This window comes from Advenella incenata, assembly GCF_004217095.1.
In the GTDB taxonomy this organism is placed as follows: Bacteria; Pseudomonadota; Gammaproteobacteria; order Burkholderiales; family Burkholderiaceae_B; genus Advenella; species Advenella incenata.
Genome location: NZ_SHKO01000001.1, coordinates 22,690 through 37,969, shown reverse-complemented (window position 1 = coordinate 37,969; position 15,280 = coordinate 22,690). Strand labels below are relative to the sequence as shown.

13 protein-coding genes are annotated in these 15,280 nt (G+C 50.1%); 12 read left to right on the top strand and 1 reads right to left on the bottom strand.

Translation table 11 applies throughout. The annotated features are described in order from the left end of the window. The first annotated feature begins 18 nt into the window (after nucleotides 1–18). The 6 genes from EV681_RS00155 (at nucleotide 19) to EV681_RS00130 (ending at nucleotide 6,552) form a co-directional block, all read left to right on the top strand. Nucleotides 19–1,185 (top strand): acyl-CoA dehydrogenase family protein, encoded by a 1,167-nt coding sequence (locus EV681_RS00155; RefSeq protein WP_130302986.1) that lies wholly within the window; start codon nucleotides 19–21, stop codon nucleotides 1,183–1,185. Nucleotides 1,186–1,230: 45 nt separating this feature from the next. Next, entirely contained in the window at nucleotides 1,231–2,289 is a 1,059-nt protein-coding gene (locus EV681_RS00150; RefSeq protein WP_130302985.1) for a hypothetical protein, read from the top strand. 16 nt (nucleotides 2,290–2,305) lie between these two features. After that, nucleotides 2,306–3,421, top strand: coding sequence for a CaiB/BaiF CoA transferase family protein (locus tag EV681_RS00145; RefSeq protein ID WP_130302984.1), 1,116 nt, complete (start codon nucleotides 2,306–2,308; stop codon nucleotides 3,419–3,421). A gap of 155 nt (nucleotides 3,422–3,576) precedes the next feature. Beyond that, nucleotides 3,577–4,179 carry a TetR/AcrR family transcriptional regulator gene (locus EV681_RS00140; RefSeq protein ID WP_207227030.1) on the top strand — a complete coding sequence of 201 codons (603 nt, stop codon included), beginning with the start codon at nucleotides 3,577–3,579 and terminating at the stop codon, nucleotides 4,177–4,179. A gap of 691 nt (nucleotides 4,180–4,870) precedes the next feature. Continuing rightward, on the top strand, nucleotides 4,871–5,968 hold the full coding sequence (locus EV681_RS00135; RefSeq protein WP_207226980.1) for a potassium channel family protein: 1,098 nt from the start codon (nucleotides 4,871–4,873) through the stop codon (nucleotides 5,966–5,968). 65 nt (nucleotides 5,969–6,033) lie between these two features. After that, a complete protein-coding gene (locus tag EV681_RS00130) occupies nucleotides 6,034–6,552 on the top strand; it encodes a hypothetical protein (protein WP_130302981.1) in 519 nt (172 codons plus the stop codon). 235 nt (nucleotides 6,553–6,787) lie between these two features. On the opposite strand, the gene EV681_RS00125 is transcribed toward EV681_RS00130, so the two are convergent. Beyond that, nucleotides 6,788–7,699: a LysR substrate-binding domain-containing protein gene (locus EV681_RS00125; RefSeq protein WP_130302980.1), complete on the bottom strand. Its 912-nt coding sequence runs from the start codon at nucleotides 7,697–7,699 to the stop codon at nucleotides 6,788–6,790. 138 nt (nucleotides 7,700–7,837) lie between these two features. Between EV681_RS00125 and EV681_RS00120 the strand changes: the two genes are divergently transcribed. From EV681_RS00120 to EV681_RS00095, 6 genes are all read left to right on the top strand, one after another. Then, on the top strand, nucleotides 7,838–9,217 hold the full coding sequence (locus EV681_RS00120) for an MmgE/PrpD family protein (protein WP_130303965.1): 1,380 nt from the start codon (nucleotides 7,838–7,840) through the stop codon (nucleotides 9,215–9,217). Next, nucleotides 9,214–10,359 carry an NAD(P)/FAD-dependent oxidoreductase gene (locus tag EV681_RS00115; RefSeq protein ID WP_242612081.1) on the top strand — a complete coding sequence of 382 codons (1,146 nt, stop codon included), beginning with the start codon at nucleotides 9,214–9,216 and terminating at the stop codon, nucleotides 10,357–10,359. Before EV681_RS00120 ends, EV681_RS00115 begins: the two co-directional genes overlap by 4 nt. Next, complete coding sequence (locus tag EV681_RS00110; protein WP_423191185.1) at nucleotides 10,265–10,630, top strand: (2Fe-2S)-binding protein; 366 nt, start codon at nucleotides 10,265–10,267, stop codon at nucleotides 10,628–10,630. Before EV681_RS00115 ends, EV681_RS00110 begins: the two co-directional genes overlap by 95 nt. 2 nt (nucleotides 10,631–10,632) lie before the next feature. Further along, a complete protein-coding gene (locus EV681_RS00105; RefSeq protein ID WP_341273427.1) occupies nucleotides 10,633–12,018 on the top strand; it encodes an NAD(P)/FAD-dependent oxidoreductase in 1,386 nt (461 codons plus the stop codon). A gap of 264 nt (nucleotides 12,019–12,282) precedes the next feature. Next, nucleotides 12,283–13,290, top strand: coding sequence for a Bug family tripartite tricarboxylate transporter substrate binding protein (locus EV681_RS00100; protein WP_130302977.1), 1,008 nt, complete (start codon nucleotides 12,283–12,285; stop codon nucleotides 13,288–13,290). Nucleotides 13,291–13,355: 65 nt separating this feature from the next. Beyond that, entirely contained in the window at nucleotides 13,356–14,975 is a 1,620-nt protein-coding gene (locus EV681_RS00095; protein WP_130302976.1) for an amidase, read from the top strand. The last annotated feature ends 305 nt before the right edge of the window (nucleotides 14,976–15,280 follow it).

Below are 15,280 nucleotides of genomic sequence, written 5' to 3'. Positions count from 1 at the left end.
ATATTCGAAAGGAGTAGTATGACTGTAATTTGGGAACCGCAACTAGACAGCACTTCTTTGCAATGGCAGGAAAAGGCAAAAGTGCTGACCGATCAATATTTCGCACCGGCCGCTGATGCGATCGATAGGGACCAGCGATATCCAATAGAGCACCTGACACCACTGCTCGAATCGGGCGTGTCGGGGATGTTTATTCCGACTGACTACGGCGGCGGCGGGTCGACATTAACTGCGCTCGTATCCGCAGTTGAAACCATTGCTCAAGGTTGTGGCTCGACAGCGGCGATTATGGCTGCTTTATCATTGGGCGCTTTTCCCGTTCTGCTGGGAGGATCGGAGCCACACAAACAAGCGCTTCTAGGCGGCTTGGCTCGGAAAGGGGAAGCCGTTAACTTCGCTCTTAGCGAACGCAATGCGGGATCTGATGCTGCGTCGATTGAAGCTGTTGCCGTGCCGGAAAAGAACGGTTGGCGCATTCGTGGGGAGAAATGCTGGTTAGGCAATGGAGGCCATTCTGAGCACTTCATTGTGTTTGCACGCACGGGAGAGCCGGGATCGCGTAACAATATAACGGCATTCTGGGTGCCGCGTAACACGCCAGGCGCCGTAGTCGATTTTTACGAGGACAAAATGGGAATTCGAGGCACCACAACGACCAATTTAAAATTGGACGTTTGGGTGCCTGAAGTCAATGTCTTGGGTGAAAAAGGGCGTGGTCTGCGTCTGGCATTGTCCACGCTTAACGTCGGACGGGTTGTTGTGGCCGCGCAAGCATTGGGAATCGCCTTATGCAGCTACCAAGAAGCGGCACGTTTCGCAAATAGTCGAAAGACGTTTGGGCGACATATCATTGAACATCAGGGTATCGGTTTTATGCTGGCGAACGCGGCAACGCGACTTTCCGCGGCACGCATGATGCTATATGAAACCGCCAAGGCGTATGATGAATCTCAGGACATCAGTACTTTAGGTGCGATGACAAAACTGTTTGCAAGCGAGGTTGCGCACGATGTATGCGACGACGCTATGCAAATCCTTGGAGGCCGAGGGTACGTAAAGCCAAATGACGTGGAGCGCTGCTATCGGGACCAACGCATCACTGAATTATACGAAGGCACCTCGGAAATTCAACGCCTGGTCATCGCTCGGTCCATTCAGCGCGAATCACAATCCAATGCCGGATAACACAGTCAAGCAGGATAAAAAGTTCAAACCACTTTGGAGTTCAGATTGAAGCAAGACTTGATAAATGACAAGCAGATACAGGCCTGGAATGCCGTTGCAGAATGCTATCACGCATACTTTACCGGTATTGTGCTATTTGTCGTCGCAAGAAAAGGGCCAAGTGACGCGGCAGAACTGGTATATGAAATATTCTGCCGACAGCGACGCGAGCGCTTTCTACCGGGTTTGGAAAAACTGAATTTGCAAAACCTACCTGACGCTGTTGCTGCCGCTCAATACCATTACCTTTCTAACCATATTGGCGGCGTAGCGGTCGAATATATGTATGAATCCGACAGAAAAGCATGGATTCGTTACGCTGCGCCTCGCTGGATTTGGGCGGATACTGCTTTATGCGGCATCCCTCCTGAAGTTTCCAGGGCGATGCTGGCGGGTTGGCATGCGCAGAATGGCACGATGCTGAAAAACCCCCGACTGGGCTTTGTCTGTACAAAGCAGACAGTAGACGGTCAATCAGGTCTGGAGGGTTACTACTACGAATACGACCATGATCTACTTCCACATGAACGCCTGCGATTTGCCCGCGAGGAGGATGCGCCGGATTTTGACGTTCATGCGGCTCCGAAATTACCGACCGATCAATGGCCGAAAGCGCGTCTGGCCAAGGCGCATCGCAATTATGCAATGGAGTACGTCAAATCAGCTTTCTCGACTGCGTTGCAATTATGGGGCCCTGATAAAGCCGGCCACCGTTTGCACATGGTAGGGAAAATGATCGGTATGCAGTTTTATCATCGGATCGCAATTGGTGTTGGTGGTCCCTATCAGTCAAATGCAGAAGGGCTTTCTCAATTCCTGGCTGATTTTGCTCGTGCACATGGGGACAAGGCGGAGGTAGTTGCCCATAGAGACGATAGTTTTGAAGTCATACAAGAGAGTAGCGCATTTCTTGACGGGATTGCGGCCCAGCACCCGTCTCTCCTCGCTGCTTGGGGAGGGTTCGCAGAGGGAACGCTGCAAGCCCATAATCGACGTTTAAAAATATCGTTATCCACTCGAGTCGACAACCCTTTATACGCATTCCGGTGGAAAATCAGCGAATAGTCTTGGAGTAAATTTTATGCAACCAACTAATATTGGCGCTCTTGATGGCCTGAAAGTGATTGATGCTGCCCGGGTTCTTGCCGGACCATTCGCCGGACAGATACTTGGTGATCATGGCGCTGAAATAGTAAAAATAGAGAGTCCGGAAGGAGACGAATGCCGCGGGTTTGGCCCTCCGTTTGTTAATGGCAGCTCAGCGTATTTTAATGCCGTGAACAGAAATAAACGCAGTGTGGTTCTTGATCTTGGGGAACAAAATGATCGCGAGCAATTCTTTAAGATGTTGGAAACAGCAGATGTGCTGATTGAAAATTTCAAATTAAGCACGTTGCGAAAGTGGCAGATTCCTGATGCGAAGTGGTTTACCCAACAATATCCCAGACTGATACATTGTCGAATCACCGGCTTTGGAGATGACGGCCCATACGGTGGGCTACCAGGCTACGATGCCGCGGTACAAGCGATGGCTGGGCTGTTATCGATAAATGGAGATCTTGACGGTGACCCTGTCCGGGTAGGCGTCCCTGTTGTCGATTTGACAACAGGCATGAATGCAGCCTTGGCAGCGCTACTGGCGTTACAGGCAAGAAACCGCACTGGTCGCGGGCAACTCGCGGACATTAGCCTGTATGACAGCGCAGTTTCCATGGCGCACCCTTTTTTAACGAACTACTTGCATTCAGGCGTGATCCCCGGTCCGACAGGCAATCGGCATGCGAATATTGTTCCTTACAACGTCTATAAAACCCGTACTGTCCCTTTATTTATTGCTGTCGCTAATGACCGTATGTTTTCCAAGCTTTGCAATCATCTGAACTTGCAGGAATTGCCAAACGACCCCTTGTTCTCCACCAATCGTGCACGGGTCGAAAATCGTGATTTGCTGGAGGCTAAGCTTAATAAAGCGTTTGAATCAGTGGATGGCGAAGTCTTTGGCCCAACCTTATTGGATAATGGTATACCGGCTGCGCCAATTTTAAATATTGAAACGGTTGCAAATTCAGCTCATGCTCGTCATCGGAATATGGTTATACAAACCCAAGAATATACGGGTCCCGGAATCCCAATCAAGTTAAGCGATACACCGGCAAGCATTCGACATTTTCCTCCACGCCTCGGAGAGAAAGAATAGCGTCATTGCAGAGAATATCTACAAGAGAAAATTTATTGCCCGGCAAGGCAAAATAAAAATCCCTAGGTATACTTCATGCTATACAAATTCTGAGTATATATATCGTGATCATCACACCTGAGCTTGAGAACTGGATAGGCATTGATTATCAAAATATGCCAGCTATTCAATTGAAATTGCTGGATGCCGCAGCGAAGGCATTTACCATCTATGGTTTCACTGCAGCATCAATTGACATCATAGCGAACCAAATTGGGGCTACAAAAGGTAGCGTATATTATTACTACCGCAGCAAAATTGACCTTTTCTTTGGTGTCCATAAACGGGCAATGGTCATGAATCTGAGAAATCAGGTACCGATTGCGACGGATACAAACATGGATTCGGAGCAAAAACTATATCAGATGGCGTACCAGCATGCGAAATTGATGATGGATTCCTTGTACTATCAGCGAGTAACTGTCCAGGGCGTGGCATTGCACCAATCGGTCAGCACCACGCCGATGCAAAGAGAATCATTAGCCGAGGTCATAGCGATGCGTGACATCTATGAAGATCTGTTCACTCAGACTGTTGCAAAAGGCAGCAGCGAGGGGTTTTTTTCTGACTTGGATGCTTCATTAGCAGCGAAAGGGGTACTCGGGATGTTGAATTGGATTACGGTATGGTACCGGCCGCGCGAAACTGAAGCGCCTGACTTTAAAGAACGTGTCGCGAAACAATTGGCTACGCAAGTGGTCGGCGGTGTTTTGCGATAGTGATGTTGCTTACCACAGCATGGATCGGCAATCCAGTGTTGTCCTGATGAATGAACCCAGTAATGCACTCGATTAGGAAACTCGTGACGTGCTCGTTGAAGAATTGAGTACTCTGAGAAATTCCACCGTTGTCATCATGTCTACCCATGACGCCGATTTCGCACGAACAGTAGGAGCAGAAATCATTCCCTTTTTCAAGCTTACAGTCGCGCAAATGTGCCTCCTGAAAGGAATATATCGTAAACCGCTAAGGCCGGTAGACGAGAAAAGGGGAACGAAAACTCGTCCCCCAAATAAAATAATCGCACTATTTATGAAATTTCATTCTCACTAATTGTGGAATATTCTCATTTAATGTGGAATTCGACAACACTGTAGGGTCTCACAATAAGTGAAAATCGAGGGCTTGATTTTAAAGGCTTTTTTCATTAATTGTGAGAATGCCTATTTTCGAATTCTCATAATTAGTGAAAATTTCCGGAATTTGTCTCACAATTAATGAAAATATTTTGCAGTTCAAAAAAATCACAACAACTCATTGAATTAAAAAAAATTTTTATTATTAATACTTTTCTTTGCGACGGCTATCATAAATTTCCGTGGGAATCTCTAGTGCTAGTAAGTTTTGTGCAAAATAGAAATTTTTGTTTACAATTAGACATGAAAACTAAACAGCATGGATCTTAACCATATGGACGAAAACCTTGCCTCCCCGCCGCACACCAAGGGGCCGTTAACGACTAAGTTTGGGCGTCTATGCGAGCAAGCAGCATATGTTGATCTCCTCGTTGGTGCGGCGCTGATAATCTTTGGCGCGGCAGCATATTATTCCTTTATGCCTATTGGGTGGACGCTTTCGCTCAATGGAACGAACATCTCACCTGGATTTGCGGACTCTCTTTATTTCAGTGTAGTAACCTTTACCACACTTGGATATGGTGACTACATTCCTGTTGGGTGTGGTAAATTTATCGCGGTTTTTGTTGTACTGTGTGGCCTACTTCTCTCTGCCTTGCTTATCGGGAAAATTGCCTCCGAGCGGCATCAGGCTATGTTGTTGCTCATGTTCACGAGTGACGCTCAACGACGACTGGACGCCTTCACTACTGAATTACAAGGCCTTCGTTTAGAGATCAAGGTTGCCGCGACAAATCATGACATCTTGGGTGTCAGAAAGTCGACCAAACTGCTAACCGGTCTGCTAGAGGCAATTTTTAACTATCTGATATTTAATGCAAATCAAGCACGTCTGCTAGAGTTCGGGAACGCAAGTGCTTTGAAATCGCTCTACACCGAGCTTTATCAAGTTCAATTAACATGCGTTTCGGTACACAAGCAGAGATTTAACGATGTGATAGTGAGCAATAGAACATTTGCGATTTCCCTTCGACTTTCAAGCATGATGGAAACTTTACGAAGGATACACCAATCGCGTTCTTCTCATATTTCCTATTGCTGCTTATTTGCACGGATGATCAGGAAAGCTCTGCGCTATAAAGCCGGAACGATATTTCAGATGCAGAATTTTCCAACCTACGCCATCGACAAGATGCATCAGGATATCGCAAAAAAAATTAGCGATGAAGCCGAAAAAATCAAAAAATGGGCAACAAGCCATGAAACAGCGCGCACACTTCAGCAACTATACGATCTCGTGCCTGCAGGAAAACCTACGACTTGGCCAAAAGATTTACATAAACGATTGGCACGCCAATTAAAAGTGTCCAACAACCTAGCAAAACGCTGCATTGATAGTCTGATAAATACCGGAAAATTGCCAAAACCCTAACAGCCAAGAGATATATTTTTACCAGCGTTATTGACTCGATGTACATACACTTTCGTGGGGAACGAATGAATAATCCTGTTGATCTATCAAAAAAGAATTTTATGCTGCTGGTGGACGCTTCCAATAGCCCTCTTTGGGAGTTCATTGACTACAAAAAACTATTGCTGTCGGATCTTTTTGCACAAGCACTTAAATATGCTTCAGACAAAGCAGACCAACATAATGATTACACGCTTTTGGAACGCATAATCAATAACCAACCAACGGTAGATATCAAATTGTTCTTAAGTGGATATTCATGCGAGAGATTTGCCTTACATGCTCGCAGTGAGGATAGAAAAAACATTAGGCTCAGAAAAAACAAGCAATGCAGGCCAAACAGTGCTCTCCTATTTTCTCAATCTGTTTCTGAATTTTGCTCCAATCGCATGAACATTTTAAAATATAAAAATGGCGCTCACGCTTCGCTAAAAGGGCTAAACGATGCGAGCACAAATAAAAAAAATCACTCGCCAAAAAGTACAGACCTTTTAGACAGCTGGTTAGTTCTACCAGGAAGTTTTGAGAGCGGGAAACGTCGGTAACCAGTAATTACCGGCTCTCCGTAAAAACAGATAAATCGCAGCGGCGATATACGCCTTGCGCCTTGCAACCTTCGGAAACAGTGTTCATCTTTGCCTCAGTTGTAGTTTTTCATTACACCCGTTGCAACAAGTACCGGGGCATACGTCAGTCATTCCCAACAACAGCCTGCCTTTAAGATGATAGGTTTCTTACAAAGCAAAGGAATAAAAATGTGGTGCAGCAACTAGCTGTAGTCTAGCCATGCTCCGACGCCCTTACTCCCATTTGAGCCGCAAGTAAAGATTGAAATTCGTCCGCCAACGTCATAGGAACGGCACCTTCTGGTCTTAAGCATGCATACTGCGATTGAATTAGTTCCTTGAGCGGTCTTTGCACGAGGCACGTATCCTCGTGAGGCGACGGAGCCCAGGCCGACACTAATCCGATACCTGCACCTTCTGCCACCAACGCGCATACAAGGGGTGATGTCGGCGTTTCGGCCACGACATTGGGCACAATACCTAGACGCGTGAGAGCATCATCAATTTGGTAACGAAGGTAACTTTGCGGCGATGGCAATACCAAGCGCTCCCCTGTCAGATCGTGCAAAGCAATCGCTTCATACTCGACCAAACGATGTGTCGACGGCAGTACCGTCACAATACGGGTGGGGGGTAGGGCCTGTACACTCACTCCGGATTTCGACATGGGCAACTCGACCACGCCCAGATCAAATTGCCTTGTCGCCACTAGTTCAGCAATCTGCGTTGATGGCAACGTTTGCACAAAGATGCGGACCTGGGGCCGAGCTTCCATAAACCTTGCGAGCACCGCCGGTACCAGCCATTGGGCCAACGCAGGCAAGACAGCTATTCGTAGCGCGCCGGCACGATGATGGCCAATATCATAGGCCACCTGAGAGATTCGATCTATCCCGGTATAAAGCTGCTCTACCTCGCGATAAAGCGCCTCGGCCTCGGTAGTAGGCACCAGGCGCCGCCCCTTACGCTGAAACAAAGCATAGCCGAGCCGCATCTCCAGTAGCGCGATCGTGCGGCTGACGCCCGGCTGGGTCACGTTGAGCAGCTTGGCAGCGCCAACCACACTACCCGAAATCATAACCGAGCGGAAAACCTCGATGTGACGCATGTTCATTTCAATTCTCATATATACCTCCAGGGCATAAGCAGCTCAAACATAAGCAGTATTCTGCGAGAAAAGCTGATTCTATAATATACGAATTGAGCTAGTTTTGCTTATTGATACTTACTAGACACGCCACTTGGATAAAGTTGAATATTGATTATGCCAAAATGTTATGCATTACAAGAAACGCCGACACAATCTGACAGTAGGCATAACACTGCACTACAGCTGGGACATTATGTCGCGGGCCTGAGCTTCAGCAAAATTGATACTGCTACCAAGGAGGCGGTGATACGCTGTGTACTGGACGCTCTTGTGAGCGCAGCGGCCGCGTTAGAACTTCCGGGAGTAAAGGCGTCGCAGCGAGCAGCCCAGGCACTATACGGCGCTGGTCGCTCAACATTGTGGTTCACGCGATCTGATGTGTCGGAGGCGGCGGCGCTGTATGCGAACAGCGCCGCCGCCTCCGCCCTGGATCTGGACGACGGTAACCGCATGGCCAGGGGGCATCCTGGAGCTGCCGTCATTCCCACAGCGCTAGCCCTGGTCCACAACCATCCGCAAATCGCCGTACGGGATTTCATGGCGGCGGTGGTAGCCGGTTATGAGGTAGGAATACGTATGGCTACGGCCAAGCCTAACTATGCGCCGTCTGGATCTTGGTCTGGATTCGCGGTCGTGGCAACCGCCGGCAGGATGCTAGGCGTTAGTGCAGAGATCATTGCACAGGCGCTTGCTATTGTCGCCCAAACTGCCCCTGCGCTACCTGCTCTGGCCGGCCTCGCTGGCTCCGATCTAAAGGAAGGCATCCCTGCAGGTGTTGCCTCTGGCTGGGCTGCGCTGCAGCTTGCGCAGGCAGGCTTTGCCGGTCCTACAGCCATGTTGGATGACCCCGAATTATTCGATTTAGATACGATCCTGCACAATTTGGACGGCCAACCATTAATCAATAGCACCTATTTCAAGATATTCGGTTGCTGCCGACACATCCACGCTCCGCTGGAGGCTTTTCTCCATTTGCAATCCGTCCATGGTTTTTCTGCACGCGACATCATCAAGATGGAAGTGTATACCTACCGAGCCACCTTCAATCTATCCAATAAGCCCCATCCTCTGACGCTAGTAGAGGCGCAGTACAGTGTCCCCTACTGCCTGGCCTTGTGTGCGTTACAGGGTAGCGACGCGCTATTGCCCTTGGATAGTTGTCATCTAAGTAACGTCGAGGTAAGAGACTTAGCGGAGCAAGTCCAAGTAGTGTACGACGCTTCCATCGAACCTCTGTTCCCGGTCCGTTCTCCAGCCTGGGTTGCGGTGAATTTGGCGAATGGAGTAAGGCTGGAGTCGCCGTTGATAGACCCACGGGGCGACCCTGATCGCCCGTTAACGTGGGACGATCTCGAACATAAGCTTTCGGTCGCCACACGCTCAACTTTATCCGAAACTCAGCAGCGGGCACTGCTAGACGGTATGGCCGCACTTCGCAAAGAAGAATTGGAACCACTGCTGCGCGCTCTGGACGCACAGGAAGTTGAGACATGATGCTCTGCGAAAATAATCAAATAGTCGAGGGTCAGTCATATGACATCGCAGTAATCGGCGCCGGTGCCGTCGGTATGTCCGTTGCCTATGGGCTAACCAAGTTGGGACAAACGGTTTGCGTGGTTGATGAAGGCGATATTGGGTTTCGCGCATCGCGCGGCAACTTCGGCCTGATTTGGGTACAGGGCAAAGGGGCACGGCATCGTGCCTATGGTCGCTGGACGCTAAAAGCAGCATCGCAGTGGCCTGATCTGGCAGCGGAGCTACTAAACCAGACAGGCGTAGACGTAGGATTATCAAACCCCGGCGGGTTCACGATTTGTTTAGACGAGCAGGAATTACAGGCCCGCGTAGAGCTCTTAGACGCGATGCGCGATCTGGTTGGTGAGCAATTCGAGTACCAAGTTCTATCGCCTGCCCAGACTCAGGAGCGATTGCCCGCCGTCGGTAGCGAGATTGCGGGTTCGGTATTTTGTCCACTCGACGGCCATGTTAGTCCTCTAATGTTGTTACGAGCGTTATTTAAGGCTCACACCACAGCGGGCGGCGCCTGGATGGTAGGTCAAGCCGTCTCCGCCATCGAGCCGCAGCTCAGTGGCGGGTACCTGATCCGGGCGGGCGACAGAAGCGTGGGCGCACGTAAAATAGTTCTCGCTGCCGGTCTCGGAAACCGGGCGCTAGCCGCACCGCTAGGCTTAGAAGTCCCGATACGCCCTGTCCGTGGACAGATTCTGATCACCGAAAGGATGGCCCCTTTCCTGCACTATCCAACCCTGCACGTACGCCAAACCTCCGACGGTACTGTCCAGATCGGCGATTCTAAGGAAGAGGTAGGACTGGATGATCAAACCACATTGATTCAGCTCTCGCGTATCGCACAACGCGCCAGCCACTGCTTTCCGTGTCTGGCGGGTGTCAATGTGGTGCGTAGTTGGGGAGCGTTGCGAGTGATGAGCCAGGACGGGTACCCAATTTACTCCGAATCACTGCTCCATTCCGGGGCTTACGTCGTCACTTGCCACAGCGGGATCACGCTTGCGCCGCTACATGCGGGGCCAATTGCAGACTGGATTGCGAGCGAGGTCGCGACTGGCGGTTTATCCGATTTTTCGTTATCGAGATTCCATGTTCAAACGCATTGACGGGGTCGCACGGCGACCCAAAGCCCGTATCACTGTGGACGAGCGGCCTGTTTACGCCGAAGAAGGCACGACATTAGCTATCGCGTTATTGGAAGTTGGGTGCATTCCCACGCGCCATCACCAGGACGAGGCTCGAGCACCGTACTGCCTCATGGGTGCTTGCTTCGAATGTCTTGTACATGTCGACGGCGCTAGCAACGTGCAGTCGTGTCAGATTAAAGTGCGGGCGGGGATGGTTGTGCGGCGGCCTAATGGTCCACGGGAGGCATAATTATGATGAAAGAATACGACCTGGTAGTCATAGGCGCTGGCCCAGCTGGCATACGAGCGGCGTTAGAGGCAAATCGATATGGCCTACGAACCCTGATAATCGACGAGCAAGCAGCCCCAGGAGGACAGATCTATCGCAATACCCTGCATGCAGACCAACATGTGCGACGAATGTTAGGACCGGACTACCAGGATGGATTGCAATTGGCTCAAAAACTCATGGCCAGTCCCATACACCGAGCCTTTAATACAACGGTCTGGGATATATCACCCGATTTGGTGGTGACAATGCTGTCGGACGGTACAACGCGCAGCATTCAGGGAAAACAAATCATTGCTGCCACCGGTGCAATAGAAAGAGCATCACCTTTGATCGGGTGGACATTGCCAGGTGTTCTGACCGCCGGCGCTGCCCAAATCGCCCTGAAGGCCGATGCATCTATTCCGTCCGGACCGGTGGTTCTGGTTGGATGTGGCCCCTTGTTACTATTGGTGGCCCGGCAACTGCTTGATGCAGGAGCACAGGTCGCAGCCGTCATTGAGACTTCTCCCAGGAGCAATCGAGGTTTGGCGACGCGGCACCTACCCTCTGCATTGCGTGCACCAGGCTATCTCGCCAAAGGGGTAGCGCTTATGGCTAGCTTGGTTTTACATCGAGTGCCGTGGTTTCGTTGCGCCAGGAATGTTGAGGTGTTAGGTCACGATCGCGCTAAAGCTGTACGTTTCAGCGATGGTGAGGTGATTCGAGAAATTGCTGCAGATACCGTATTGCTTCATCATGGAGTAGTGCCTAACCATCAAATATCCCAGCTAATGCGGGTCGAGCACCGATGGGTGGACATACAACGAGCCTGGCGTGTTGTCTGTGACGATTACGGCCAGACTTCTGTTGCCGGTTTTCGGATAGCCGGCGACGGTGTCGCGATAGCAGGGGCAAAAGCCGCCGAAAAATCAGGAGCATTGGCCGCCCTGGGTGCCGCTAATGCCTTAGGAGTACTGACCAAGTCGCAGTTGCATGACCATGCACTCCCCTGGAAAAAAGCCCTTCAAATCCAATTGGCCATACGCCCGTTCCTCGATAGCCTGTATCGTCCTCCTGATTGGATCTGCGCGCCTGCTGACAATACTACGGTCTGCCGCTGTGAGCATGTCACCGCAGGTGAGATTCGCCAAATGGCAGACATTGGATGCATCGGCCCGAATCAAACCAAATTTTTCAGCCGATGCGGCATGGGGCCTTGTCAGGGAAGAGTGTGCGGTGGAGTGGTGACCCAAATTCTTTCAGAACGCCTTTGTCGTACGGTCGACGAAATCGGCAGCTATCGGGTCCGCTCTCCGATCAAGCCCGTGACTTTACAGGCCATTGCCAATTACTCCGACTCTGATTGATATTCCCGGCGTTCGCTACTCTGAGTTTTCCTATGAATACTGGTCCGTGTAAAAGGTTGTCGCGCTTAACCTCTTCGTTATCTCCAGTGACGTGCAACATCTTTGGACGAATGTATAACAGCAGGGCATCAGCAACGACTTTTATATTGATTGTCTTACTGCTTTGTTTCTATAGAATTTATAAGCATGCAACATTTATTAAAACCAACAGATTGAACCTTGCTTTCCCAGAAATATATACAAAAAATCTTGATGGAATAAATTATGAAAACGATGACAAAAAATTTCACATTTAGCCGACGTAACATGATCCGCGCCGCCGTTATGGGGGCAGCGTTACTAGCGGCGGGAACCAGTTTGGCAGAAAACTTTCCGACCAAACCGATCAGGCTCGTTATTCCCGCGCCACCAGGAGGAGGAACAGACACAATGGCTCGCTTAATGGCTAAAGCAGTAACAGAATCTGCTAACTGGGCGTTCATTCCTGATAATCGTCCTGGAGGTGGCGGAAATATTGGGTTCGATCAAGCATTCAAGGCGCAGCCCGATGGCTATACCTTGGCGCTGGGCGAATCAAGCAATATGATCGTGAACCAGTTTCTCTATCACCAAATTCCCTTTGATATTGAAAAAGATATGCAACCTATCGCGTTGCTTGCCAGAGTACCGCTTGTATTAATCGTCTCCGCTAGCGGACCATACACCAGCGTGGATGAACTATTAGCTGCGGGTAAAAACAAATCGCTGTCCTTTGCCTCTTCAGGAAACGGCACCTTGGCTCACCTGGTCGGTGAATCCTGGAAGCACAAGCTCGGAACCGATATGTTGCATGTTCCCTATCGCGGTGCAGCGCCTGCTATGACAGATCTGGTGGGTGGTCGAGTAGACATGTTCTTTGCCTCGATCCCGGCGGCCCTTCCGATGATCCAGGCGGGGAAGGTACGCGCGCTCGCAATTACGGCAGCCGATCGTGTCGCCGTGCTCAAAAATATCCCAACTATGCAAGAGGCAGGCTACAAGGATATGGAGGCGAGCGTTGTGTTCGGCCTTGTCGGGCCGGCAGGAATTCCTTTAACTATCGTCAGCCAAATCAATACGCAGATCAACAAAGCGATGCAAAACCCTGAAATGGTGAAACAACTCGGCGACATGGGTGTTGAGCGCACATCTGGCTCTATTGGAGGCGATGCGAGCTTCTTCGCCAAGTTGCTGCGTGAGGAGCGAACCAAGTGGGAACCAGTGGTCAAAGCGTCCGGCGCAACCGTCGACTAGAAACGCGCCACGCGTCTCCTGTTATCACTGCGAAACATTAACCACAACCATAAGAAAGGTTAAACATGCATCATAAAATTCTTCTTCGTTTTATCCCCCGAAATCGGATCCCGGCGCAACGAACCATACTCTTTCTGATCTGGGCGATGATCACCGCTCCTACCTGGGTGGGTGCAGGTGTCGCTCCCAATAAGATAATAAACATGGGCTTAGCAGAGTTGCGAACAGCGCTGGATAGTGGAACCCTCACTTCCGCAGAGCTTGTTACTGCTTATTTAAAGCGCATCGAAACCGAGGACAGCGGCGCCAATGGCATCCATGCCGTGTTGTCTGTTAATGACAAGGCCATGGAGCAAGCCAGAGCCTGGGATGTCTGGAGAGCACAACAAGGCAAAAACCAGCGTAATGCGCCTTTGGCTGGCATACCGTTTCTAGCCAAGGACAACTTCGACACAGTAGAGATGCCCACTACCGGTGGTTCGATGGCACTTCGCACATCGAAACCGACATCTAACGCGTTCGTCATACAGAAGCTGCTAAATCAAGGTGCGGTCCTGCTGGGCAAAACCAATATGTCAGAGCTTGCGGCGTCCTACGGGTGGTACGGCTATAGCTCGGTAGGTGGCCAAACGCTAAACCCCTTCAACCCGCTGCGCACCGCCGACGGCTCCAGTAGTGGCTCCGCCGCCGCCGTGGCGGCAAACTTCGCGCCCTTCGCCTTGGGTACAGATACCACGGGTTCCATCCGTTCGCCTGCTAGCGTTACTGGTACAGTAGGAATGCGCACGACGCTTGGTCTGGTTAGTCGTTCGGGGATTATTCCGATGTCACTCACAGCAGATGTCGCCGGCGCGATCACCCGGACCGTTGAAGATCAGGCAATCGTTCTCGATGCTATCCAAGCCGAAGATAAGAACGATGCAGCTACTCGGGATGTAACTCGTCCACACAATTCGCTGACGATGGAATTGGGCGCCAGTACTTTCTCCGGCAAGACTATTGCCGTAGTGGACAACTTTGATGGTGCTAATACCGAGGTTGATGCCATCAAGCAGCGTTCCATAGCGGCTATAGAGAAGGCAGGCGCCCGGATTGTTCATATAAGTCTGCCAGCAGTGTATGAAACGCTACAGCCCGCCCTTTTAGGCCCGATTGGCGTTGTAGAGTTTCGACCTCAGTTCGAGGCATACCTGACCACACTGCCTGTTGGCCAGCCCAAAGACCTGAAAGATTTCATGCACACGCTCGACGCTCTCACCGACAAGGGTACCCGTATGATCAACCCTGGTCGTTACAAGGGACTGATAGAAAACCTGGAGACCCGAAACACCAATTCTCCCGACTATATACGGATGCTCACTATTGTCATTCCGTCATTGAAACGGGAATTAACTCAAATTATGGAGCAAGGAGGGTATGACGCCTTATTCTTTCCGACTATTAGCTGCACCGCTCCAGTGGTACCAAATAAAGTTGATCCCACCTTTTCGTGTAAGTCGTATGCGTATGCCGCTGCAAAAATTTCCGCGGCCACAGGATTTCCAGAGATCACTGTGAATGGCGGCTTGTCAGCCAACAATATTCCAATTGGCATGTCTTTTCTTGGAAAGGCCGGTGATGATGCAAAAGTTTTGCAACTGGGAGCTGCTTTCGAACGTGTACGTCCGTCTGATCCACCCAGATAATCAAATCATTAGGAAAGCTACTGAATCGGCCTTGATAACCCCATGCGAGTTCAATATTAGTAAGTTTTCCCAAGAAGTTTATCTGAAATTGTTTCTGGTTTCATATGGCGAAAAAAGATAGGCAAACTTACTTGTTTGCCTATATCCCCCGTTTTACATACAAATTCCAAATAGCCAAGTCATTTCTACAGCGCGAAAACAAGCCGAGTGGTTATTGCGAGCCGACAACAACCTAAGGAGCTACGGTATGCCGCAGCGATTTTCAGGAGAATTGTTGAAAAAGATTTCACCATTCCCAAGGCTCG

What these genes read in the sequence shown, in the direction of transcription:
- EV681_RS00145 (WP_130302984.1), top strand. Translation starts at nt 2,306, where the DNA reads ATGCAACCAACTAATATTGGCGCTCTTGATGGCCTGAAAGTGATTGAT.
- EV681_RS00125 (WP_130302980.1), bottom strand. Translation starts at nt 7,699, where the DNA reads ATGAGAATTGAAATGAACATGCGTCACATCGAGGTTTTCCGCTCGGTT.
- EV681_RS00120 (WP_130303965.1), top strand. Translation starts at nt 7,838, where the DNA reads ATGCCAAAATGTTATGCATTACAAGAAACGCCGACACAATCTGACAGT.
- EV681_RS00105 (WP_341273427.1), top strand. Translation starts at nt 10,633, where the DNA reads ATGATGAAAGAATACGACCTGGTAGTCATAGGCGCTGGCCCAGCTGGC.
- EV681_RS00135 (WP_207226980.1), top strand. Translation starts at nt 4,871, where the DNA reads ATGGACGAAAACCTTGCCTCCCCGCCGCACACCAAGGGGCCGTTAACG.
- EV681_RS00155 (WP_130302986.1), top strand. Translation starts at nt 19, where the DNA reads ATGACTGTAATTTGGGAACCGCAACTAGACAGCACTTCTTTGCAATGG.
- EV681_RS00095 (WP_130302976.1), top strand. Translation starts at nt 13,356, where the DNA reads ATGCATCATAAAATTCTTCTTCGTTTTATCCCCCGAAATCGGATCCCG.
- EV681_RS00115 (WP_242612081.1), top strand. Translation starts at nt 9,214, where the DNA reads ATGATGCTCTGCGAAAATAATCAAATAGTCGAGGGTCAGTCATATGAC.
- EV681_RS00130 (WP_130302981.1), top strand. Translation starts at nt 6,034, where the DNA reads ATGAATAATCCTGTTGATCTATCAAAAAAGAATTTTATGCTGCTGGTG.
- EV681_RS00100 (WP_130302977.1), top strand. Translation starts at nt 12,283, where the DNA reads ATGAAAACGATGACAAAAAATTTCACATTTAGCCGACGTAACATGATC.
- EV681_RS00110 (WP_423191185.1), top strand. Translation starts at nt 10,265, where the DNA reads ATGCGGGGCCAATTGCAGACTGGATTGCGAGCGAGGTCGCGACTGGCG.
- EV681_RS00140 (WP_207227030.1), top strand. Translation starts at nt 3,577, where the DNA reads ATGCCAGCTATTCAATTGAAATTGCTGGATGCCGCAGCGAAGGCATTT.